At 59.7% G+C, this 23325-nt stretch carries 22 protein-coding genes and 1 pseudogene; 12 read left to right on the top strand and 11 right to left on the bottom strand.

Annotated elements, in window-relative coordinates; genetic code table 11:
* The first annotated feature begins 166 nt into the window (after positions 1-166).
* Entirely contained in the window at positions 167-1555 is a 1389-nt protein-coding gene (locus AC1P02_RS15595; RefSeq protein WP_058394431.1) for a DEAD/DEAH box helicase, read from the top strand.
* Between the two features lie 71 nt (positions 1556-1626).
* Here the strand turns inward: AC1P02_RS15595 and AC1P02_RS15590 are convergent, their stop codons facing one another.
* The 4 genes from AC1P02_RS15590 to AC1P02_RS15575 all read right to left on the bottom strand — a co-directional run bounded on the left by AC1P02_RS15590 (position 1627) and on the right by AC1P02_RS15575 (position 3937).
* The gene (locus AC1P02_RS15590) at positions 1627-2073 is read right to left on the bottom strand and encodes an acetyltransferase (protein WP_314926255.1); all 447 of its coding nucleotides are present in this window, start codon (positions 2071-2073) and stop codon (positions 1627-1629) included.
* Between the two features lie 32 nt (positions 2074-2105).
* Positions 2106-2573, bottom strand: a complete 468-nt coding sequence (locus AC1P02_RS15585) for a GNAT family N-acetyltransferase (RefSeq protein ID WP_265431005.1) — start codon at positions 2571-2573, stop codon at positions 2106-2108.
* A gap of 46 nt (positions 2574-2619) precedes the next feature.
* Entirely contained in the window at positions 2620-2952 is a 333-nt protein-coding gene (locus tag AC1P02_RS15580) for a YnfA family protein (RefSeq protein ID WP_059167499.1), read from the bottom strand.
* Between the two features lie 139 nt (positions 2953-3091).
* Entirely contained in the window at positions 3092-3937 is an 846-nt protein-coding gene (locus AC1P02_RS15575; RefSeq protein ID WP_219615643.1) for a DUF5718 family protein, read from the bottom strand.
* A 429-nt stretch (positions 3938-4366) separates the two neighbouring features.
* Here AC1P02_RS15575 and cyaB point away from each other — a divergent pair, with 429 nt between their 5' ends.
* The 5 genes from cyaB (at position 4367) to AC1P02_RS15550 (ending at position 7858) form a co-directional block, all read left to right on the top strand.
* The gene (cyaB, locus tag AC1P02_RS15570; RefSeq protein WP_058394437.1) at positions 4367-4942 is read left to right on the top strand and encodes a class IV adenylate cyclase; all 576 of its coding nucleotides are present in this window, start codon (positions 4367-4369) and stop codon (positions 4940-4942) included.
* Positions 4939-5331, top strand: coding sequence for an NUDIX hydrolase (locus AC1P02_RS15565; protein WP_277736322.1), 393 nt, complete (start codon positions 4939-4941; stop codon positions 5329-5331). The genes cyaB and AC1P02_RS15565 overlap by 4 nt, the downstream gene beginning before the upstream one ends.
* 196 nt (positions 5332-5527) lie before the next feature.
* The gene (locus tag AC1P02_RS15560) at positions 5528-6034 is read left to right on the top strand and encodes a GNAT family N-acetyltransferase (protein ID WP_277736321.1); all 507 of its coding nucleotides are present in this window, start codon (positions 5528-5530) and stop codon (positions 6032-6034) included.
* Positions 6035-6280: 246 nt separating this feature from the next.
* Positions 6281-7399 (top strand): glycerol dehydrogenase, encoded by a 1119-nt coding sequence (locus AC1P02_RS15555; protein ID WP_096119580.1) that lies wholly within the window; start codon positions 6281-6283, stop codon positions 7397-7399.
* A 117-nt stretch (positions 7400-7516) separates the two neighbouring features.
* Positions 7517-7858 carry an antibiotic biosynthesis monooxygenase family protein gene (locus tag AC1P02_RS15550; protein WP_277736320.1) on the top strand — a complete coding sequence of 114 codons (342 nt, stop codon included), beginning with the start codon at positions 7517-7519 and terminating at the stop codon, positions 7856-7858.
* A 24-nt stretch (positions 7859-7882) separates the two neighbouring features.
* Here the strand turns inward: AC1P02_RS15550 and pdxY are convergent, their stop codons facing one another.
* The 3 genes from pdxY to AC1P02_RS15535 all read right to left on the bottom strand — a co-directional run bounded on the left by pdxY (position 7883) and on the right by AC1P02_RS15535 (position 10521).
* Positions 7883-8746, bottom strand: coding sequence for a pyridoxal kinase PdxY (gene pdxY, locus AC1P02_RS15545; RefSeq protein WP_277736319.1), 864 nt, complete (start codon positions 8744-8746; stop codon positions 7883-7885).
* Positions 8747-9123: 377 nt separating this feature from the next.
* Entirely contained in the window at positions 9124-9879 is a 756-nt protein-coding gene (locus AC1P02_RS15540) for a DUF429 domain-containing protein (protein WP_059111956.1), read from the bottom strand.
* Between the two features lie 78 nt (positions 9880-9957).
* The gene (locus AC1P02_RS15535) at positions 9958-10521 is read right to left on the bottom strand and encodes a VC2662 family protein (RefSeq protein ID WP_485182618.1); all 564 of its coding nucleotides are present in this window, start codon (positions 10519-10521) and stop codon (positions 9958-9960) included.
* A 317-nt stretch (positions 10522-10838) separates the two neighbouring features.
* Between AC1P02_RS15535 and AC1P02_RS15530 the strand changes: the two genes are divergently transcribed.
* From AC1P02_RS15530 to ybcJ, 4 genes are all read left to right on the top strand, one after another.
* Positions 10839-11189, top strand: coding sequence for a phasin family protein (locus AC1P02_RS15530; RefSeq protein ID WP_021138288.1), 351 nt, complete (start codon positions 10839-10841; stop codon positions 11187-11189).
* A gap of 93 nt (positions 11190-11282) precedes the next feature.
* Entirely contained in the window at positions 11283-13067 is a 1785-nt protein-coding gene (locus AC1P02_RS15525) for a class I poly(R)-hydroxyalkanoic acid synthase (protein WP_485182616.1), read from the top strand.
* Positions 13064-13468, top strand: coding sequence for a MaoC family dehydratase (locus AC1P02_RS15520; RefSeq protein WP_485182615.1), 405 nt, complete (start codon positions 13064-13066; stop codon positions 13466-13468). The genes AC1P02_RS15525 and AC1P02_RS15520 overlap by 4 nt, the downstream gene beginning before the upstream one ends.
* A gap of 175 nt (positions 13469-13643) precedes the next feature.
* Entirely contained in the window at positions 13644-13877 is a 234-nt protein-coding gene (gene ybcJ / locus AC1P02_RS15515) for a ribosome-associated protein YbcJ (protein ID WP_005311045.1), read from the top strand.
* A 145-nt stretch (positions 13878-14022) separates the two neighbouring features.
* Here ybcJ and AC1P02_RS15510 read toward each other — a convergent pair whose 3' ends face one another.
* The 4 genes from AC1P02_RS15510 to AC1P02_RS15495 form a co-directional block, all read right to left on the bottom strand.
* The gene (locus AC1P02_RS15510; RefSeq protein WP_058394447.1) at positions 14023-14496 is read right to left on the bottom strand and encodes a DUF4442 domain-containing protein; all 474 of its coding nucleotides are present in this window, start codon (positions 14494-14496) and stop codon (positions 14023-14025) included.
* 155 nt (positions 14497-14651) lie between these two features.
* On the bottom strand, positions 14652-16403 hold the full coding sequence (locus AC1P02_RS15505) for an ABC transporter transmembrane domain-containing protein (protein WP_485182614.1): 1752 nt from the start codon (positions 16401-16403) through the stop codon (positions 14652-14654).
* Positions 16404-16479: 76 nt separating this feature from the next.
* On the bottom strand, positions 16480-18216 hold the full coding sequence (locus tag AC1P02_RS15500; protein ID WP_166541567.1) for an ABC transporter transmembrane domain-containing protein: 1737 nt from the start codon (positions 18214-18216) through the stop codon (positions 16480-16482).
* A 141-nt stretch (positions 18217-18357) separates the two neighbouring features.
* Positions 18358-21159, bottom strand: a complete 2802-nt coding sequence (locus AC1P02_RS15495) for a response regulator (protein ID WP_058394450.1) — start codon at positions 21157-21159, stop codon at positions 18358-18360.
* A 141-nt stretch (positions 21160-21300) separates the two neighbouring features.
* Between AC1P02_RS15495 and trxC the strand changes: the two are divergent.
* Positions 21301-21728, top strand: a pseudogene (gene trxC, locus AC1P02_RS15490) (thioredoxin TrxC).
* A gap of 164 nt (positions 21729-21892) precedes the next feature.
* Entirely contained in the window at positions 21893-23278 is a 1386-nt protein-coding gene (locus AC1P02_RS15485; protein WP_017412837.1) for an SLC13 family permease, read from the top strand.
* Positions 23279-23325 lie beyond the last annotated feature (47 nt).

Below are 23325 nucleotides of genomic sequence, written 5' to 3'. Positions count from 1 at the left end.
GCTGCGTGCAGGCCGCACATCTGCTATATTACGCCCCCATTATCTTTTCTATGTCGTGGCTGGCTGCCCAGGTGGTCCGCTGCGTCTTATGTTGTGACAGGCCAGGCGTCAGCGCCTGCCGGTCACTCGTTGAGCCCAAGGCTCACCTCAGGAGTCTCTCTCGAACATGTCATTTAACGAACTGGGTCTGTCACCGCACATTCTGCGGGCCGTCAAGGAATTGGGTTACGAACAGCCAACCCCCATCCAGCAGCAAGCCATTCCGGCTGTGCTGGCAGGCCAGGATGTGCTGGGCGGCGCCCAGACAGGCACAGGTAAAACGGCCGGTTTCACCCTGCCCATGTTGCACCGTCTGATGGCCAACCATGGCCGTGGTGGCCGTCGTCAGGTACGCGCCCTGGTGCTGACCCCGACCCGTGAACTGGCCGCCCAGGTGGGCGAAAGCATCATCAAGTACGCCCATCACCTGCCGTTTCGCACCCTGATCGCCTATGGCGGCGTCAGCATCAAGCCCAACCTGGAGGCCATCAAGCTCGGCGTCGACATCCTGGTCGCGACCCCGGGTCGACTGCTGGATCTGCTGACCCAGCGCGCCCTCACCCTGACCGAGCTGGAAGTGCTGGTGCTGGATGAGGCGGATCGCATGCTCGACATGGGCTTCATCACCGACATTCGCCGCATCATGAAGGCGCTGCCGGAAGAGCGGCAGACCCTGCTGTTCTCTGCCACCTTCTCCAACGAGATCAAGGAGCTGGCCGACGACCTGCTGAAGAGCCCGACCCTGATCGAGGTGAGCCCGAGCAACAGCACGGCCGAGCAGGTCAACCAGCGCATCATCAAGGTCGACCGCGAGCGCAAGCGCGAGCTGCTCTCCCACATGATCGGCCGCAATAACTGGCAACGGGTGCTGGTGTTCGTGCGCACCAAGCAGATCGCCGACCGCCTCGCCCACCAGATGGAAAAAGACGGCCTCAATACCGTCGCCATCCACGGTGACAAGAGCCAGGGTGCCCGCAACCGGGCGCTGGCAGATTTTAGGGAAGGCAAGGTGCGGGTGCTGGTCGCCACCGACATCGCCGCCCGTGGTCTCGATATCGATCAGCTGCCCCATGTGATCAACTTCGAGCTGCCCCAGGTGGCTGAGGACTATATCCACCGCATCGGCCGTACCGGCCGTGCCGGTCGTGGCGGCGAAGCCATCTCCCTGGTCAGCCAGGATGAACAGGATCAGCTCAAGGCCATCGAGTCCCTGATCGGCCTCAGCATACCGAGCGAGATCCTGGCCGGTTATGAGCCAAGCGGCAAACCGACTCGCCAGACCCTGCCGGGCAGCAAGCCGGTACAAAACCCGCCGCGGGATCGCGGCCATGCCAACGCCAAGCACAATGCCAAGGCGCCCGCCAAAGGCAGGGGCAAGCCCAAAGCCGATGGCAGCAAGCAACCGGCGCCGGCGCGCCAGAAGGATCGCGGTGGCGTGGACGCAGGGCTCACCCCGATGCGCCGCCTGCCCCGGGCCCAGCGCGACAGCTATCAGGACAACTCCAACGAGGAGTAAGGCCGGCCATGAGCTGTTCGCACTGAAAAATAAAAAACCGCCGAAAGGCGGTTTTTTATTGGCGGGATAGATCACACCTTTTCGAAATCCGCCAGCACCATATGCAACAGCGGATAGGGTTTGCCCTGGCCATCCAGTGGCGAGCGCCCCGTCACGACGAACCCCATGCGCTGGTAGAAGCCAAGCGCCTGCGCATTCTGCTCGTTGACGTCCACCCTGGTTGCCCCTTGGCGGCTGATGGCATGGGCCACCAGCAACCGTCCGATGCCACGGCCTCTTGCCTCGGGTGCGAGAAACAGCATCTCGAGATTGCCATCGTGCACGCCGCAAAAACCGGCGATACCTGTCTCGTCCCTGGCACAGACCAGATCGACGGCGGCGAAATAGTGCTCCAGGATCAGCGGCTTGAGGACATCAATCTCCGCCTCTGGCAGAAAGTGGTGAGTGGCGCGCACCGAGGCTTCCCAGAGGCTGATCAGGGTCGAGTGATCCCGCGTCTTTGCTTGTTCAATCTTCATGACATGACTCTTGTTGTGTGGCACGAACAGCCTTACCGGAGAGGCTCGGCTGTGCCTTTGGCATCCACTTGTTTGATGACGAATCCCTTCTCGATGCCGGCCTTGAAACCCAGCTTTTCATACAGGCGGTGGGCCGACTCACGTCCCTCCCCTGACAGCAGCATCACCTTGTAGCAATCCTGTTGCCAGGCGATGGCCAGCGCCTGCTCGAGCACTTTCTGGCTCAGCCCCTGGCGCCGAAATCGGGCCGCCGTGATCACGTGCTCTATGATGCCAAACGGCCTGCTACCGTTGGTGAGGGTGGGGATCACCCCCAGCTGGCAGGTGGCGGCAAGCTGACCCTCCACCTCGGCGACGATAAGCCGCACATGGGATTGGGCCAGCAAGGAGGCAAGGGCCGCCTCGGCTTCAACCAACTGCGGATCATGGGGCCTCAGCTCCCGATAAAGGGCCAGCAAACCTGCTACGTCTTGTTCATTGCACGTTCTGATCACCACCATGGCGATCCTCCTGATCTGATTACCGGCGCGACTTCACCCACGAATCCTAAGCGGGCCTTGGCGCAAACATGATGATGGCCATGCCGAGCAGGGCCACCAGCGAACCCACCAGATCCCAGAGTGTGGGTCTGATACCGTCCACCAGCCAGAGCCAGAGGATGGCGACAAAGATATAGACGCCACCATAGGCGGCATAGACGCGGCCGGCGGCGGTCGGATGCAGTGAAAGCAGCCAGGCAAACAGCACCAGACTCAAACCCGCTGGCAGCAGCAGCCAGACACTTCGGCCCTGTGTCAGCCAGAGATAGGGCAGATAGCAGCCGACGATTTCGGCCACCGCCGTGATCAGAAACAGCCCGATCGTTTTGAGTTCTACCATGATGTGTCTCTATCACCCTTGCTAAACAGGCTGAATGTTAAAATAAATCATCAGGTTATGTAAGCACAGCGAAAAAAGACGGGATTGGAATGGCAAGAAGGCGAGCCTTCCCCCGCGAGCACGGGGGAAGGTGGTGGAATTAGCGGGTTTTGACCGCTTGCAGCAGGGCTGACACATCCGGCCCGAACTGACGGGTGCGAATGGCCTCGCGGATATCACTTTCGCTATAACGGCTGGCCGGATAGACCAGCACACAGGACGTATCGCCTGGCTTGAGGAAGTGGGTCTCACCAAACGGGGTATAACGGGTGGCGCCTATGCTGATGAGCGCATGGGACGGGTAGCCAGCTTGGGCCAGCAGCCCCTGAATATGCTCTGCCGGGCCTTCATCCTGCTGATGGTTGAACTTGTCGATGGCCCAGTCCAGCAGCTGTCGATGAAAATAGCTGTAATCAACGGCGGCGCTGTCTACCCCGTAAGCGTACTGCTCGCCGTCACGCTCCAGATAGCAGGCGATGCGATAGTCATCAAGCTCGCAACCCGCGGTAAAACCAGTGAGTGGCAGCAGATTGGCTGCCAGCCCCTTGCTCTCTTCCCCCCAGTTTTTCTTCTCGCTGATCTTCTTGGCATTGGGACGACGAATGGAGCAGTCGTTATAGGCACCAAAGGCGCGAGGATGGATGGCCACCACCTGGGTACCTGCGTACTCCAGCTCGCACCAGAGCGCGACTTCCGGCTCGATCTGCACCTTCTCGTCACCACTGACCGCAGCCTCTGGCAGCAAGATGGCCTTCTCGCTCAGGGGGAAGACGCCGAGCTGACCCGGGTGACCCGGCACATAGAAGGGAAACAGCGCCTTGGGCGCTGTGGTATCACGCACCACCACAGCCACGAAATCCGAGGCTTCTCCAGCCTGCTCCAGGTGGCCGGCGAAGTTGCCAGCCACCCCGAGTCCGATAAATTTGCTCTCTGCTGTCACTTGCATCTGATCACCTGCATCTTGCCAAAGCGGGGGTAGCTGGCCCATCAAGCGGGAGCAGCTACCGCGAAAGTGGCAAGGATTAAACCACAGGGGCCTGTTCCCGCCCAGTCCGGGCGCCCTATCCTGTGCGCCAGCGCGAACTTTTTGGCGCCCATTGGCGACTCTCTAACCAGGGACTCACCACCTGTTAACACCCGTTTTTCATTCCCTCTCTTGCTGACAGACTGGCGGCCAGCCGGATCACTGACAAAGGCAATACACCGATCAGCCACGCCTGCAGAAAAGCGCTCTGCTGGAAAATCACAAAGCGCAAACGAGCCCGACGGGAAACAGAGCGTTTCCATCTCCAGCAAGGCTGACCCCTTGGGCCACCCCCTCAACTTTGGTAGGCTGCCACCCAGCAAACGCCAGCAGCTTACAAGGACAGCCTCAATGTCACAGGATCATTTTCAGGGCCGCTATGAAGTCGAATTCAAATATCGACTGGATGACAGACCCGCCTTCATCTCCACGCTCAAGACGCTGGATCCGGAAGTCATGCTGGAAAACAATCTGGAACAGGACAGCTACTTCGACACACCGGAACCGACCCTGGCCACAGAGGGCAAGAGCCTGGTGATCCGTACCATGCAGCCTTCCGGCATAAAGCTCTGGATCGTCAAGGGGCCCGAGCAGGATCGCTGCGAGGCGGTCAATATCACGGACGCAGACAAGGCTGCGAGCATGCTGCAGACCCTGGGTTATCAGCAGGTGCTGGCCATCAGCAAGCGGCGCAGCATCTACTTTGTCGGCCCTTTCCACGTCACGCTGGATCACTTGGACGGGCTCGGCGACTTTGCCGAGCTGGCCATCATGACCGATGACGAGACCTTGCTGCCCAGCTATCGCCAGCAGTTGCAGGATTTAGCCACACGGCTCGGCCTCTCCTCCAGGCAACTCGAAACCCGCTCCTATCGCACCCTGTGCGAGCAGAGCCTCACCCTCAACTCAGAGAGACTGCCCTCATGATCGACAAACTCGCCTGGCTGACCTTCAAGGATCAGCAACTGCTCTGCGCCCGTTCCCACGGCAAGGCCATCTACTACATTCCCGGCGGAAAACGCGAGGCGGGAGAGAGCGATGAAGCGGCGCTGATGCGAGAAATCGAGGAGGAGCTGAGCGTGACCCTGCAAGCCGACACCTTGCGCCTTGCCTGCGAATTCAGCGCCCAGGCCGATGGCAAGCCTGAAGGCGTGCAGGTCCGATTGCGCTGTTACACCGGCGAGGCCAGCGGTACACCTGTTGCCTCGGCCGAGATCGCCGAACTACGCTGGCTCGATAGCCGCCACCTCGAACAAATCTCCCCCGTTTCCCGCCTGCTGTTCGCCTGGCTGGCAGAGCAAAACATTATCCGCTAAGACGTGTGGCTGATGGACCCGTGGTGGGGCTGATGGACAAGCGTGATCCTGCGCACCCTGCAGAGGTGCCCGACTTGAAATCGGCATCAGAAAAGGCGAGTCTGACCAGTCATGCTGATGACACTGGATTGTATCTGTGCATTTAGCCGCAGCGGGCAAGACCCGCTGTCGTGACCACGTTTGACAAGGACTCTCGATGGACATAGTTGAGGTTGATACCACCCTGGGCATCAAGCCTGCGCTCATCACCCTGCTGCAAGACAGCGTGGCCAATGGCGCCTCGGTGGGATTTTTGCCGCCACTGACAGAAGATCAGGGACTGGGATACTGGCAAGGGATCGAGACTGAGCTGGCAGCGGGCAGGCGTCGGCTTTGGGTTGCCTTCGAGCAGCACCACCTGGTCGGGGCCCTGCAACTGGCGCTTTGCACCAAGGCAAATGGCCGCCACCGGGCCGAGGTAGAAAAACTGATGGTGCACAGCCACGCCCGTGGCAAGGGCGTCGGCCGCGCCCTGATGGCTGCCATGGAGCAAGGCGCCCGGGATAAGGGACGCACCCTGCTGGTGCTCGATACCCGGGTCGGCGACGTGGCATCCAGCCTCTATCGCCAGCTCGGTTATCAGGAAGTTGGCCAGATCCCGGACTTTGCCCGCAATGCCGACGGTACCCTGGCCGCCACCCTCTTCTTCTTCAAGCAGCTCTGATGAATGCCCTCCGGGAAAGCAAGGCGCCCACTCTTTCCGCGGAGGGCGCCTTGTGCTGCGGCGTGGCGCGCTTGTTCAAGCAGGGCACGCCCCTTTGAAAAAACAATCAAAAACGCCAGTTGATTAATTTTGACAAGGAGCCTGCGCCATTACCCCTTCACCTGATGGCGAGCGAGGCGTATGGTGTGGCAGGAAGACCCGTTTGCATACCTAACGGGTGTCACTCACTGCCTTGAGGAATCCTGCATGCCTATTCTGCCTCGTACCGTCACCTCCCCCAAAAAGTTCATCATAGGTCACGACCTTCTGCCTCAACTCCATGATCATGTGAAAGATTTTGGCGACAACGCCCTGCTCGTCAGCGATGAGTTCATCCTGGAGCGGGTGCGCGAAGAGGCGCTGGCCGGTCTGCTGCAAGCGGGCTTGAAAGGACGGGTCGAGAAATTCAACTACGAATGCACCGATATCGAGATCCGTCGCCTCTGCGATCTCGCCGAACAGCAGGGCGCCAACGTGATCGTCGGTATCGGCGGCGGCAAGACCCTGGATGTGGCCAAAGCGGTTGCCTTCTACCTGCGCCGTCCCGTTGTGCTGTTCCCCACCATTGCCTCCACCGATGCGCCCTGTACCGCGCTGGCAGTGATTTACAATCAGGCGGGCGAGTTCGAGCGCTACCTGTTCCTCCCCCAGAACCCGGACGTGGTGATCGCCGATACCGCCATCATAGCGGCGGCCCCTGCCCGCTTCTTCGCCGCTGGCGTGGGGGATGCCCTGGCCACCTATTTCGAGGCCCGCGCCTGCTATCGGGCCGATGGCATCAACCTGGTGGGTAAGCGCCCCTCCCGTACCGGACTTGGCCTGGCAAAGCTCTGCTATGAGCTGCTGGGGGAAAACATAGAAATGGCGATGGATGCCATTCACCATCATGTCACCACACCGGCGCTCGAGCAGATCATTGAAGCCACCATCTACCTGAGTGGCGTCGGCGCCGAGGCCGGTGGTCTGGCGGCAGCCCATGCGGTCAACAACGGCATGTCGGTGGTACCTGACTTGCACCGTGCACAGCACGGGGAGAAGGTGGTATTCGGTCTGCTGACCCAGCTGGTGCTGGAGCGCGCCCCCCAGGCCGAGGTCGATGAGGTAATGCGCATCATCCAGGTTGCCGGCCTGCCCATGACCTTGCAGGAGATGGGGCTGACCCGTTTCATCGAGAGCGAGTGGCGCAAGGTGGCAGCGCTTGCCTGCGATCCCCTCGACACCATGGTCAATATGCCGATGGCCGTGAGCGAGCAGGATGTTTACAACGCCATGATAGCGGCCAACGCCATGGCCGAGCGCTATCGGGCCCGTTATCCGCGGGATTGATCCGGGATAAAAACCCTTGATGATCGCCCACGAACAAGGCCAGCTTGACGGCTGGCCTTGTTCGTTGTGGCCTGAACTGCTGAAATGGCGCCTCCCCCGTCAAGACAAGGAGTCATCATGATATTGGAAGTCGCCCATCTGCAGGTTATACCGGGTCAGGCCGCCGTCTTCGAGCGGGCCTTTGGGCAAGCCCAGACCATCATCAGTGCCATGCCAGGGTACGCCGGGCACCAGTTGCAACGCTCGCTGACCGATCCTCACCGTTATCTGCTGCTGGTCAGCTGGCAGCGGCTCGAAGATCACACTCAGGGCTTTCGCGGCTCCGCTCAGTACCAGCAATGGAAGGCACTGCTGCACCACTTCTACGACCCCTTCCCCACAGTGGAACACTATCAGGCAGTGGAACACTGTCAGGCTGTCGCGTTGGGGGTGAACACGGCAGCCCTGCCTGCTGTGTGATCATGGGCTCGCAAACCTGGATGATCAGGCCAACCGCTCGGCGCACACCTTGATCACTGGCTCGGCAAACGCATCCTGAGCTGAAATCAGTTGCAGTTCGTAAGCCTCTGCCTGCCAGGTGTGCAGCATCACAGTATCCACCGCCGCATTGGTTCGCTCAAAGGCAGTCACGGCATCGTAGCCGGTCTGCAGATTGGCCAGCATCAGAGCACTGATAAGATCCCCTACCCCCACTGGTTGGCGGGCAAACGCATAGAGCGGACGGGCGATCAGATAGTCGCCCTCGGGGGTGGCCAGCAGCATCTCGAAACGACCCGACTCCTGTGCGGCACGCCCCAGATGCTTGACCAGTACCATCTTGACCCCCTTGGCCAGCAGCTGATGGGCAGCCACCCGGGTCTGGGCCAGATCCGCCAGGTGGGTATCACACAGTGTCTCCAGCTCCAGCAGGTTGGGTGCCATGATGTCGGCCACCGGCAGCGCCTGCTCGGTGAGAAAACGGGTGACACCGGGGGCGACTATGCACCCCTTCTCCGGATGCCCCATGACGGGATCGCAGAAATAGATCGCATTGGGATTGGCGGCCTTGACCGCGGCCACCACCGCCAGGATCTCGTCCCCCTGCTCGGCCGAGCCGAGATAACCACTCAACACGGCGTCACACTGGCCCAGCACCTCGATATCACTCAACCCCTTTACCAGGGCGCTGATGTGACCGGCAGGCATCGCCATCCCCTGCCAGCCCGCCGCGTACTGGGTGTGGTTGGAGAATTGCACCGTGTTGACGGGCCACACCTCCATGCCGAGACGGCGCATGGGAAACACGGCGGCACTGTTACCGGCACAGCCAAACACCACGTGGGACTGGATAGAGAGAATGCGTTTCATCGACATCACCGCAGAGAAGATCAGGGAAAGGCGCAATATATCGGATGAGGAGATTGCACTTCTACTTTTGTGCGGCACAAACCGCTATTTAGCCCTGGAAATCACCATCAAACGGTGAATTTGTCATCACAATCCCACCCCATGCCCTGTTAGTGCCGTTTTTGCCCTGCCAGACCAGGGGCGGCTCCCCCTGGCTTGACCGAGTTTCACAGGGTTATCTCATACCTTTGTTTGATGGCATATGAGAGCAATAAACCAGCATCGGGTCTGGCTGCGTGATGGCACTGAGGAAAGCAAAGAAAAACCCGAGTGCCCTGTATAACACCCTGCAGAAAAGAAGCAGAACAAGGCCGAGAGGTCAGTACTCGGCCCTGCTTTCAAGGGCGTGCGAAGTGATAGACCCAGCCTTCATCCAGTACCATGTCGGCGGGCGCTTGTATAAGGGGTGGCAGCAGAGACACAGTCCCCTTGGCTGCGTATTGCAGCGCCATCAGGGCGCAGATGGCGGCGTCGTAGCGATCCGTACCCGTCGCCAATTCTGCAGGCAGATGGGGTTGCAGCTCGGCCCTGACAGCGGATGCCTTGCCACCCACTTTGGCCAAAGCGGGATAGACCTCCAGCACGGCGCGATCGGCCTGAGACTGCAGCTTGGGTACGAGTTGCAGATCCCCCAGCCGGGGCAGCATGGAGAGCGCCAGCGTGGCGTTGTTGCCGAGCCGGTCGAAGGTCGCGGAAAGAGGCTTCTTGCCATATTGCCGGTGCAGCCAGCGCTCGCAATCGCGATAGGCATAAGGGTTGTCAATTTCGCGCTGGGGCACGGCGCACTCGGTCGCCCTCCCCGCCAGCAGATCGCCCAGGGCACGTGGAAAGGCGAGCGGCGCATCGATACCCAGTGCCAGCTGCGGGCAAGCCAGCACCTGCATCAGATTCATCTCATCTTGCAGCGCCGGTCGCAGCAGGGCATCCAGATCCGGCGCCACCCGCGAACTCAGCCGGAACAGGGGCGACACCCCAAACCAGTGCAGGCGCTGCTCGCGTGCCTGCCAGCCCACCACGGCCACCGCCTGGGCATTGCCCTGCCAACCTCTCACATCCCAGCCGATGCCGATAGCATCCATGTGTTCCATTGTCATGCCCGTGTCACCTCTGCGCGCTATCAATGGAGCACAGGGTAATGGCTGCGCCCCCTAAAGCAAGGCCGGGAGCGCGCCTTAGAAGGATTTCTTGAAATTGATCAGCGGCAGTATGGGGAAAATACCGTTCTCGGCGTAGTTGGCAAGGCCTATCTGCAGCCCGTCCAGATGCTTGGTGGCGTTGATGAAACCCAGCTGGAAGGTGGTGCGTTCGGCATAGTTGACGAACCCGACGTTGGCCAGAGCATTGCCCTTGGCGATGTTGACGGCGCCCCAGTTCAGGCCCTGCACATTGTTGGTCAGGTTGACGAAGCCAAGGTTTACCCCCTTGTCCTGTCCCTCGTGCCAGTTGACGGCATTGATGGCCACACCGTTGAACTGATGGCGCACCCGTCCGGCACCGAGGAAAACGCCAAGCTGCAGACCGCTGAACTGATCCACATCGGAGAGGGCCAAGATGGGCAGATCTAATCCCTTCACCTGACCGGTGCGGCCATAGAGAAAGGAGGCTCTGGCGCCTTCGACCTGATGGGAGGCAGGCAGATTGACACCGGGCAGCGAGACCTGAATCGGGGTGCTGGCATGGGAGACACCGCTCAGGGCTAAAGAACCACAGACAAGCAAGAGGTGGGCAGGTTTCATCGGGGCTTTCCTTGACGGTCAGAGAGTGGCGCCAGCCTATCAGTACTGGCAGGAAGGAACGAGACCGAGCAGGCGTGGCTGCGTCATTCCCCGTCTGAATTCTCTCGGCTACCTGGCCAGACCAGAATCAAAATTTAAGCAAAAATTAACATTTATATTATTTACATCAAGCCTCATTTGGTAACACAATGCTCAAACGTGCGTTTGAACAGAGCAAACGACACGTAACGACTTAAGGATGTAGTCGAACGGATGTAACCAAAGAATGGGCCTGTCGGCCTTTTGCAATACCCTGCTGTCAACCACGGAGACGCGCGATGAATATGGACGTAATCAAGACCTTTACCGAGCAGATGCAAGGCTTTGCTGCCCCCCTCACCCGTTACAACCAGCTGCTGGCCAGCAATATTGAACAACTGACCCGGTTGCAGCTGGCTTCCGCCAATGCCTATGCCGAACTGGGATTGAGCCAGTTGCAGGCGGTTGGCAAGGTGCAGGATGCCCAGAGCCTGGCGGCCCTCGGCACTGTGCAGCTGGAAACCGCCAGCCAGCTCTCCCGCCAGATGCTGGATGACATCCAGAAGCTCAATGCGCTGGGTCTGCAGTTCAAGGAAGAGCTGGATACCCTGGCGGCCGACGGCATCAAAAAGAGCACGGGCAAGGCCTGATATCCCCCTGGCTGCCCGATGCGGGCAGCCACATCTCCCCATGACCCGACACGACAGGCTCGCTCTGTCACGGGTGTGGGTGAAGGAGAGAACATGAGCCAATCATCTTACGGCCCGCTGTTCGAGGCCCTGGCCCACTATAACGACAAGTTGCTGGACATGGCCAAGGCACAGACGGAGCGCACGGCGCAGGCGCTGTTGCAGACCAATCTGGACGATCTGGGCCAAGTACTGGAACAGGGCACTCAGCAACCCTGGCAACTGATCAATGCCCAGATGAACTGGTGGCAGGATCAACTCAAGCTGATGCAGCATACCCTGCTCAAAAGCGCAGGCCAGGAGAGCGAGCCGGTGATCACGCCCGAGCGCAGCGATCGCCGCTTCAAGGACGACGCCTGGCGTGACCAGCCCCTTTATGACTACCTCAAGCAATCCTATCTGCTGACCGCCAAACACCTGCTGGCCTCGGTAGATGCGCTGGAAGGGGTTCCCCAGAAGAGCCGGGAGCGACTGCGCTTTTTTACCCGTCAATACCTCAATGCCATGGCGCCCAGCAACTTTCTGGCCACCAACCCCGAATTGCTCAGGCTCACCCTGGAATCCGACGGCCAGAATCTGGTGCGCGGACTGGCCCTGCTGGCCGAGGATCTGGAGCGCAGCGCCGATCAGCTCAACATCCGCCTGACCGACGAGTCCGCCTTCGAACTGGGGCGGGATCTGGCCTTGACGCCGGGCCGGGTGGTGCAACGCACCGAGCTCTACGAGCTTATCCAGTACAGCCCGACCACGGAAACCGTGGCCAGGACGCCGGTGCTGATAGTGCCGCCCTTCATCAACAAGTACTACATCATGGACATGCGGACCCAGAACTCTCTGGTCGCCTGGCTGGTCGCCCAGGGCCAGACGGTATTCATGATCTCCTGGCGCAACCCGGGGGTGGAGCAGGCCAATATCGATCTCGACGACTATGTGGTCGACGGGGTGATCGCCGCGCTGGACGGCGTGGAAGCGGCCACCGGCGAGCGTGAGGTTCACGGTATCGGTTACTGCATCGGCGGTACCGCCCTGTCGCTCGCCATGGGCTGGCTGGCGGCACGGCGCCAGAAACAGCGGGTGCGCTCCGCCACCCTGTTCACCACCCTGCTCGATTTCTCCCAGCCGGGGGAGCTTGGCATCTTCATCCACGAGCCCATCATAGCGGCGCTGGAGGCCCAGAATGAGGCCAAGGGCATCATGGATGGACGCCAGCTGGCGGTCTCCTTCAGCCTGCTGCGGGAAAACAGCCTCTACTGGAATTACTACATCGACAGCTACCTCAAGGGCCAGAGCCCGGTGGCGTTCGATCTGCTGCACTGGAACAGCGACAGTACCAACGTGGCGGGCAAGACCCACAACAGCCTGCTGCGCCGTCTCTATCTGGAGAACCAGCTGGTGAAGGGGGAGCTCAAGATCCGCAACACCCGCATCGATCTGGCCAAGGTGAAGACCCCTGCGCTGCTGGTCTCGGCCATGGACGATCACATCGCCCTCTGGCAGGGCACCTGGCAGGGCATGAAGCTGTTTGGCGGCGAGCAGCGCTTCATCCTGGCCGAATCGGGCCACATTGCCGGCATCATCAACCCGCCTGCGGCCAACAAGTACGGCTTCTGGCACAGCGATGCGAGCAGTGACACCCCGGACGCCTGGCTTGAGCAGGCAACCCATCAAAGCGGCTCCTGGTGGCCCGAGATGGCAGCCTTCATCAAGGGGCGTGAAGAGGAGGCCACGTCCGTACCCGCCCGCATCCCGAGCGAGGGACTGGAGGCGGCCCCCGGCGGTTATGTCAAGGTGCGGCTCAACCCTGTCTTTGCCAACACCCCGGAGGAGGAGCCCGCATGAACACACTCCCCCTTGAAATTGGGCAAAAAGCCAGCCTGACCAAACGGTTCGGCGCGGCCGAAGTCGAGGCCTTCGCCGGCTTGTCGGAGGATTTCAATCCCCTGCACCTGGACTCGGCTTTTGCCGCTACCACGCCATTCGAGCGTCCCATAGTACACGGCATGCTGCTGGCCAGCCTCTTCTCCGGGCTGTTGGGCCAGCAGCTGCCGGGCAAGGGCGCCGTCTATCTGGGGCAGAGTCTCTCCTTCAAGCAGCCGGTGTTTGTGGGAGATGAGGTGACGGCCGAGGTGGAGATCATCGCCATGCGCAGTGACAAGCCAATCATCACCCTGGCCACCCGCATCCTTGCCGCTGGCGGCACCCTCGCCGTGACCGGAGAAGCCGTAGTGAAGGTGGGCTGACATCAATACTTGCACTCCCTGAGTCAGCCCGGCACCCGCCGGGCTGACCATTGTCGTTCACACTATCACGCTGCTTTTATGATGCCTTCTCTACCCCGCCCTTTCATTGCTGGCCTGAACTGCCTAAAATACTCGCCCTGCTGTTTCAGCCATTCATCCATCTAGAGGATTTCCCATGGAGACGTTTCTGCTCGAAGGCCACCCCTTCGTTGCCTTGTGTGACCTTATCAAGCATCAGGGTTGGGCCGATTGTGGCGGCGCCGCCAAGGCCCTCGTCGCCGACGGTCTGGTCGAAGTGGACGGTCAGGTCGAGACCCGCAAACGCTGCAAGATAGTGGCCGAACAAGTGGTCAACTTCAACGGCATGAAAGTCGTGGTAAAAGAGGGCGTGAGCCCTGAGATCCTCTGATCCCCGCAAGCACTACCAGCAGATCAGAAGAGTGACCTAGTCAGTGGCTGGCATCCGCGACATGACAGTCGTGATGCAAGCGGAACCGAGCCAGAAGACCGGCCGCTTCCCTCCTGCCTGGAGGTGCAAGTGAGCCGGTTGCTGACTAGCTGGCCTTGATCGACAAGGTCAGCACAAAGCGCGCCATCGCCTCATCCCCATTCAGTGACGGGCAAGTCGCCACCACCTGGATGGGACGATTGACTCTCTGCCCCGTCGCCAATGATTCGTCGATCATGGCATCTATCTCTTCCCCGGCGGCGCAATCAAACTGTACATCCGCCTCAGGCCGCTTCAGAAACTCCCCCTGTACATCTTTAAAAGCAAAATGTACCTTCTTGCCTCTCGTCCGTCCCTTCTCCATTACCAGCAATCCCCCCACCAGATCGGCACCGGTCGCCAGGGCGCCGAAATACATGCTGCCCAGATGGTTGCGAGTACGCCAGCCAAGGGGAATGCGAATGCGCAGTGCCTTCGCATCCATCCGTTCGATCACGGGGGCACAAAAGCCGATAACGGGAATGTAGCGCCAGGCAAACAGCCGGAGCGCCAGATTGGCTTTGAAACGTTGCAGGTCCATATGCAAACTGATCCGATGAGTTAATGTAAACGGCATGTTGCCATGCAACCACCCTGCTCTACAAGGTTGCCGATCACGCTTCTGCTGCTTGTCGGTGAACACAAAAAAAGAGGGAACCCTCGGGCTCCCTCTCTTTTTTACAACGGGCCTTGCGATCAGGCCCGTTTCTCTTCCAGCCAGGCCCCCTGACTCTGCATCTCGAACAGCTGGGCGTAGTGTCCTCCCTGCGTCATCAGCTCACCGTGGGTGCCCCGCTCATTTACCTGACCGCGGGAAAGCAGCAGGATCTCGTCGGCATCGACTATGGTCGAGAGCCGGTGAGCGATGGCGATGGTGGTGCGGCCACGGCGGGCTGCTGCCAGCGCCGTGGAGAGCGCCAGCTCGGTCTGGGAATCCACGCTGGCGGTGGCTTCATCCAGGATGAGGATGCGCGGATCCCCCACCAGGGCGCGGGCGAAGGAGAGCAACTGCCGCTGACCGGCGGAGAGGTTCTTGCCCCCCTCCTCCATCAGGGTACTCAGCCCATCCGGCAGGCTCAGCACGAAGTCCGCCAGCTGTACCTCGGTCAATGCCTGCCAGAGGCGGGCCTCGTCGATGCCGTCACGGCCGAGCCGCAGGTTTTCCGCCAAAGTCCCAACGAAGATAAAGGGATCCTGCTGCACCAGACCTATGCTGCGGCGCACCGCCGCCAGCGACAGTTCAGCCATGGGGTGATCATCGAAGCGGATGGTGCCCTGATCCAGCGGATAAAACCCCATCAACAGGCTGATGATGGTGGACTTGCCACTGCCGGTATGGCCCACCAGCGCCAGCATCTGGCCAGGACAAGCGGCAAAGCTCACCTCCCGCAACACCTGCTGCTGGCCATCGTAGGAGAAGCTCACCTTGTCGAAGCTGACCCGCCCCTGCAACGCAGGACTCTCGCCTTGCGTGCTCTCACGGGACTCGTCGAGCAGGGCAAATACCCGCTCCCCGGCCACCATGGCCTGTTGCAACTGGTTGAGTTGGTTGGTCATCTCGATGAGCGGCTCTATCATGCGCCCCAGATAGCTGATGAAGGCATAGAGTACCCCCACCTGGATGGCACCACCGGCACTCAAGCCCTCGCGGGCAAACAGGGCCAGCAGGCCTATCAGCACCATCATGTAGAAGAGGTCGATAAGGGGGCGCAGCAGAATACCGTTGATCTTGAGGCTCTTGAGGCGCGCCGACCAGTGCTGCTGATTCACCTCGGCAAAGGCGTTGGCGAAGTGGCGCTCCTGTACCATGGCCTGAATGACCGGCATTCCCTGCAGCGACTCATTGAGGCGGCTGTTGATGTCGGAGAGCAAGCTGCGGGTCGCCCGTACCACGGGCACGCTCAATTTCTGGTAGAGCCACATCACAGCCGCCACTGCCGGCAGCAAGCAGGCGCACACCAGCATCAACCGCACATCCAGCAGGGCCATGGAGATAAGGATGCCGCACAGCAGCACCACTTTTTGTACCAGCAGGCCGATCACCTGCACATAGAGGTTCATGATCGCCTCTGTGTCGTTGGTGATGCGGGAAATAAGCGAGCCGGAGCGATGTTGGTCAAAGTAGCGGGCCGGCAGCCGGATGGCGGTGGCAAACACTTGCTCGCGCAAGGTCTGCACCACAGCCTGAGCGATGCGGTTGAAACGCAGGGATTGCAGATAGAAACCCGCCGCCGAGAGCACTTGCAGACCAAGATACCCAGCCGCGATGGCGGCAATGGGAGGCCACACCAGCTGGCGCGGTGCCAGATAGTCATCGATAAAGAGCTTGATGAGCAGAGGGCCGGCCACTTCGGCGCCGGTGGCCAGCAGCAGGCAGATCCCCGCCTGAACCAGCCAGCGAGGATAACGGGCGCAATAAGCGAGCAGGCGTTTGATCGTTGGATTCACAGCGTCTCCCCACATCTTGTTCCAGAAGCGAGTAACGGGCGCAACCAGGCAGTCAGTCGCCATTCAATGGTCGGGTTCACAAACTCTCCTCTACATCTTGTTCCAGTCGCTGGTAACGAACCATGTCTGCATACCAGCCGTTGTGGGCCATCAGGGCGCCATGGCGGCCCCGCTCACTGATGTGGCCCTGCTCCAGCACCAGGATTTCGTCGGCCTGCTCCACTGCCGTCATGCGATGACTGACCAGGATCAGCGTGCGTCTATGGGCCTTGAGCGCTTGCAGTATCTGCTGCTCGGTATGAGCATCCACCGCCGACAAGGCATCATCCAGCACCAAGATAGGCGCCGCCAACAGCAGGGCGCGGGCAATGGAAAGTCGCTGTTTCTGACCACCGGAGAGGGTCACACCCTTCTCCCCCACTTCGGTCTCATAGCCCTTGGGGAAGCGGCAGATGTCATCGTGCACACAGGCGATGCGCGCCACCCGCTCTATCTCCTCCTGGCTGGCATCGGGCCGGCCAAGGGCGATGTTGGCCGCTATGGTGGTAGAGAACAAAAACGGCTCCTGGGGCACATAGGCAAACTGGCCGCGCAGATCGCCAAGGGCCAGCTGCGCTATGGGCACGGCGCCCATGGTGAGCTCACCAGACGTGGGATTGGCAAGGCGCATCAACAGCTTGAGCAGCGAGCTCTTGCCAGCCCCGGTGCGCCCGACGATCCCCAGCATGCCGCCGCTGTGGAGGGTGAAGTCGATATTGCGCAGCAAGGTGCGCTGCTCCAGCTGATAGCTCACCCCCTTGGCCTGAAGCGGGAAGGGAGAGACAAACATCGCCGGCTCCGTCGGATCTTCGATGTCGCTGCGCTCGGCCAGCATGCTCTCGATGCGTGAATAGGCGGCGCTGCCCCGCTCTATGATGTTGAACAGCCAGGCGATGGCAAACATGGGCCAGATGAGCTGACCCAGATACATGGTGAAACTGGTGAGCTCCCCCAGAGTCAGCTCGTCACGCACCACCAGCACGCTGCCACCGGCAACGGCGAGAAAGTAGGAGCAACCGATACAGAGGTAGATGACGGGGTCGAACTTGGCATCGATGCGGGCCACCGCCATGTTGCACGCCCCCGCCTGTCGGGTCAGTTCGGCAAAGCCCTTGTCTTCCAGGGATTCAACCGCATAAGACTTGAGCACCCGCACGCCGGAGAGTGCCTCCTGGGTCTTGTTGTTGAGACGGGAGAAGGCTCCCTGCGCCGCCTTGAACTCCTTGTAGATCTGAGTACCGAAGCGGTTCATGAAGAATGCCATCACAGGCAGGGGCAGCAGGGAGAGCAGGGTCAGCTGCCAGGAGTACTGGCTGCACATGATGGAGAGCACCAGCACCCCGACTATGATGGAGTCCACCAGGGTCAATACCCCTTCCCCGGCTGTCATCTCCACCGCCTGGATATCGTTGGTGGCGTGAGCCATCAGATCGCCGGTGCGGTGGCGCTGGTAAAAATCGGGGCTCATGCGGGTGAAGTGGCTGAACAGTCGGTTGCGCAGCACATAGGCAAGCCGGTAGGAGGCACCAAACAACATGACCCGCCATACGTAGCGCAGCAGATAAATGAGCAGACCGAGCACAAACAGCCCCGCCAGATAGCCCATCAGGGTGTCGTTGTCGAGAGAACCTTTGGCGATGCCATCCACCACCCAACCCACCACTTTGGGCGGGATCACGGTCAACAGTGCCACCATCATCAGCAAGGAGATGGCGATCAGATAACGCCGCCACTGCTCCTTGAAGAACCAGCCCAGCCTTGAGAATACACTCACGTAGATGTCCTTTGTCGCGGCCAGCCCAAGGCTGCCGCCCGTCACGGGGAAACGTAATGCAATCGCCCCCAGAAGGGGGCGATACGAGAGGGTCATGATAGCCTGAAGTGGCTGGCTTGAGAATTATTGCTATTTGTCTCCCTACAATAAGCGATCATCTCGCTGCCCCACGGGGCTGTATGGTGATTCATGCTGCTCTCCGGTCAGCAGAAAGTGAGACACCTCCTCCCGGGTCTGGCTGAATACCTGTTGCAGCTGCTCCAGATCCGGCTCGGTCAACTCTTCTTGCTGGCGCAGTCGCCACTCCAAATCACCGGCCATGATCTGCAGGCGAGCAGCGGAGATATTGGCTGACACCCCCTTCAGGGTATGCAACAGACGACAGGCCACTTCGGGTTGCTGGCGACGCAGGGCGGAGCGGATCTCCCACAGATCATCCTTGTGCTCGGACATAAACAGCTTGAACAGGATCTGCAGCGCCTCCTTGTCTTGCTCCAGCCGTTTGAGGGCATCTTCCAGATCCAGTACTCCCATCAGATCAGGGGGTTTCACCTCCAACGGGATCCGGCGCTCGCCGCTGGCGCTCTTCACCCACTGCAACAGGTTGTTGTAGAGATCCAGCTTGCTGACCGGCTTGGTGACATACCCGTTCATGCCGACACCGAGGCAACGCTCCCTGTCACCGGGCATGGCGCTGGCCGTCAGCGCTATGATGGGCACGTCATGCTTGTCGACCATCTTGCGGATCTGGCGGGTCGCATCCAACCCATCGAGTACCGGCATCTGCAAATCCATCAGGATGACGTCAAAAGGCTGCTCGGCTACCCGTTCGACCGCCTCGCGCCCGTTACCTACCACGGTTACCACGGCATCGATCCGGCGCAGATACTCGATGATGAGTTGCTGGTTGACTCTGTTGTCCTCCGCCAGCAAGACCCGGACACCTTGCAGCAGCTCACGAAAGTGCTGCTGATCGCCCTGGGCTTCGGCCTGGCGGACCTGATGATCATGGGAGCTGCCATTGAGCAGCTCATCCACCTTGGCCAGCAGGGAATTCTCGGTCATGGGCTTGGGCAGAAAGTGGGTCAGGCCCATGCTCTCCATCCGCCCGTGCAGTCCCTCCTTGGCCCAGGCACTGGTCATCAGAATAGGTAGTCGCCGCCACTGGCTGTGCTGGTACATTTCGAGGGCCAGATCCAGGCCATCCTCCTGCCCCATGCGCCAATCCAGAATGGCCAGCCGGATATTCTGCCCCTCTTCCCGCAATAACTGACGCGCCCGGGAGAGGCTGTTGACAGCCACGACCCGGACACCGGCCCGGCCGAGAATATCCTTGGCCAAGTCCAGCACCAGCTCATTGTCATCCATCACCAGAATGAGCGGCTGATGCTCGAAAAAGACCCGGCGGCCCGAAACCCCGTACACAGCCTTGGTCATGGGGATCTCGAACTGGAACACAGAGCCGGACCCCGGCTTGCTCTGCACAGTGATCCGCCCGCCCATCAGTTCGACCAGACGCTGGGAGATATTGAGGCCAAGACCTGAGCCGCCATATTTGCGGGTGTTGCCCGCCTCCAGCTGGGTGAAAGGCTGGAACAGCTGGTCCTGCTTATCCTCGGCGATGCCAATCCCGGTATCCCGCACGCTGAAACGCACCCGCATGGGATGCTGGTTGACCAAGGTGATGGCCACTTCCACCTCGCCCCGCTCGGTAAACTTGATGGCGTTGTTGACCAGATTGACCAGTACCTGGCCCAGGCGCAGCGGATCGCCGCGCAGGAAATCGGGCACGGCCGGGGACTTGTTGATGATGACCTCGACCTGCTTGCGCTCGGCCAGATCGGCAAACATGCCGGCGAGCGAATCTATCTGCTCGCTCAAGTCAAAATCGATCTCTTCCAGGGTCAGCTTGCCGGACTCCACCTTGGTCAGATCCAGAATGTCGTTGATAAGCAGCAGCAAGGTATCTGACGAAGACTTTATCTTGCTGAGGTAATCCCGCTGCTGCTGATCCAGCTCGGTTTGCAGCGCCAGGGAACTGAAACCTATGATGGCATTCATGGGAGTGCGGATCTCGTGGCTCATGTTGGCCAGAAAATCGCTTTTTGCCTGCGCCAGCAAGCCGGTCTGACGTGACAACTCGCTCAACTTCTGGTTGCGACGCCACAGGGTCACCGCCACCAGCGCGAAGCAGACCATGGCACCCGCGAGCACCATCAGGTAGAAACGGCTCTTGAGGGAGGAGGCTTGCTCCATTTTGCTTTGTTTCCAGACCGACAAGCCATCCAGCTCATGCATGTCGATAACCTGGTTGCGCAACACATGGTAATCCACCACCTGACGGCTGACGTCCTCGCTCAACTGGGCAAGCCCGGCCACCTGGGGATACTCGGGATAGGCGGTCTTGAGTCGTTGCTGCAGCGCTTGCAGTTGCCGTTGCTCACCCCTGTCCCAGCTGCGCTTGAGGTAGTGGCTAAGCTGCGCCAGCTCGACCAGATCAATGGCCAGCGCAGAGCTGGCCGGCAGGGTCGCCAGCAAGGCATTGAGCTGCTTCTGAAAAGGCTGCTCTATATATTGGATGGCCATCTCCATGGAGTAGAGCTTGGCCAAGTCCAGCAGGTAGCTGTCGATATCGTGCAGCAGGGATTGAGAGTTGGGACTATCGGCCGTATCCGGATCGTTGCGCACCTGGCGCACGAAGCTGTCCAGGTTGCTCGACAACTGGTTGAGGCGCTGCTGTACATTGCCATCATTGGCTTTCTCGCGCCCCAGCAGATAAATAGTGTCGGTATTGACCCGATTGAGGATCAATTCCGCTGCCACACTCAGCTCGGAGGCCTTGTGTTGCTGGCTGAGCAGTTGCCAGCAATAGCCGGCAAACGCCAGCAGCGCGACGATGATCAGGCTCAGGACAACACGATTGACCCGTGTCACATTATTCATCCCGTCTCGATTCTCATGTCATGACCGTGTATCCGCTAACGGACCACTGGCTGTGAAAGATAACTGACTGCTATGTTACCGTTACTCTGCCCTGTCAGTGCAATAAAGATGTTGCAGGGCTTATGCTTACAGGAATCAATTATGTCATTTATCACTACCTATTGTAGTCATTGCTTCACCAGAAACCGCCTGCCCGCCGAAAAATGGATTCAAACGCGAAATGTGGTCGTTGCAAGTCCTCGCTTTTTGGTATCACACCTGTCATCGGCCGTGAGGATCAATTCGATATTCTTATCCAATCCGACCTTCCTGTCGTGGTGGACTTCTGGGCCAGCTGGTGCGGACCATGCCTACAATTTTCACCAATTTTTCAACAGGTTGCCAGCGAACTTGAGCCCCACTTCCGCTTTGTCAAAGTCGACACGGAACAACAAGCTGCCATCGCAGCCCGTTACGCCATCCGCAGCATTCCCACCCTGATGATATTCAAACAGGGCAAGATGGTGGCACAACGCAGCGGCTCTCTGCCCAAAAGCCTTTTCAAGGAGTGGGTTGCCTCTGTGGCATAGCCTCAATTGATAAATAATTGTTTAATTTTTGTTTTTCAAGTGTTTCGCACTGCTTTGAGTCTGTGAGTCCCGGCATGGTTTGACGACTTCCCCCTGTTTCAAACAGGGGAATAATTGTAATCTCGGCAACACAACAACAACCATAAATTAACCGAGAGAACACTATGCACACATCGGCTGTACCCTCTACTACCCCATCTCGCTGGCTGGACATCAAATCCGGGATTGTCATCCTGGATGTGTTGTTGCTCTGTGCCATGCTGGCTTGGCTACCATTTGATCCCATGGTCAACAAAGGGCTGGGGATCCTGGTCTTCATCGCCATTCTCTGGTTGACCGAAGCCCTGCACGTCACCATCACGGCCCTGCTGGTACCTTTGCTGGCCACAGTGCTCGGGGTGCTTGACATGAGCAAATCCCTCACCGATTTTGCCAACCCTATTCTGTTCCTGTTTTTTGGTGGTTTCGCCCTCGCAGCCGCCCTCTCCAAACAGGGATTGGATACCCTTATGGCGGGCAAGGTGATGCACCTGGCCAACGGTCATCTGGGCTGGGGGATAATATTGCTGTTTACCATCACGGCGGCCATGTCCATGTGGATCAGCAATACCGCCACCACCGCCATGATGCTGCCGCTGGCCATCGGTATGCTGGCACGGCTCGACAGCAAGAAGGAACGGGCCACCTTCGTCTTCGTACTGTTGGGTATCGCCTACAGCGCCAGCATTGGTGGCATAGGCACCCTGGTCGGCAGTCCACCCAATGCCATCGCTGCCGCCCAGATGGGGATTGGCTTCACCGACTGGATGAAGTTTGGTGTGCCTGTGGTGCTGATCCTGATGCCTTGCGGCATTGCCCTGCTCTATCTGGTGACCCGTCCGCAGCTCAACCACAGGGTCGAGATCCAGGATGTCACCATCAACTGGACCCGCGAGCGCAAGGTAACACTGGCTATCTTCCTGACCACAGTCGTGCTCTGGATCGGCTCGCAACCCATCTCCAGTGCCCTGGGCGGCATTCCTCAGCTTGATACCCTGATCGCCATGGGTGCCATCATCGCCATCGCTGTCAGTCGTGTCGCCAGCTGGGATGACATCAATCAGAACACCGACTGGGGCGTGCTGATGTTGTTTGGCGGCGGTCTGACCCTGAGTGCCATCCTCAAGGTGACCGGTACCAGCGCCTTCCTGGCCAGCCACCTGTCAGCCGTATTGGCCGATGCCAATATCTTCATCATCTTGCTGATGCTGGCGGCATTCGTGGTATTCCTGACCGAACTGGTCTCCAACACCGCCACCGCAGCCCTGCTCATCCCGCTGTTTGCCGGGGTGGCTGAAGCGCTGGGCGTATCCCCCATCGTCATGGCGGTGCTGATCGCCATAGGTGCCTCCTGCGCTTTCATGCTGCCGGTCGCCACCCCACCCAATGCCATCGTCTTCGCCAGCGGCCATATCCGCCAGAAAGAGATGATGAAAGCCGGTATGGCACTGAACGTCGTGTTCACCGTGCTGCTGGCAGGGCTTGCCTACTTTGTCGGGGACATTCTCTGATCCCCAAATGCCCTGAAACAAAAAGCCCTCGCATTGCGAGGGCTTTT

Source organism: Aeromonas sp. TS_SC_11, from assembly GCF_057318915.1.
Note: the sequence above shows the minus strand (reverse complement) of the source record. Positions and strands in the feature narration are given on the sequence as shown.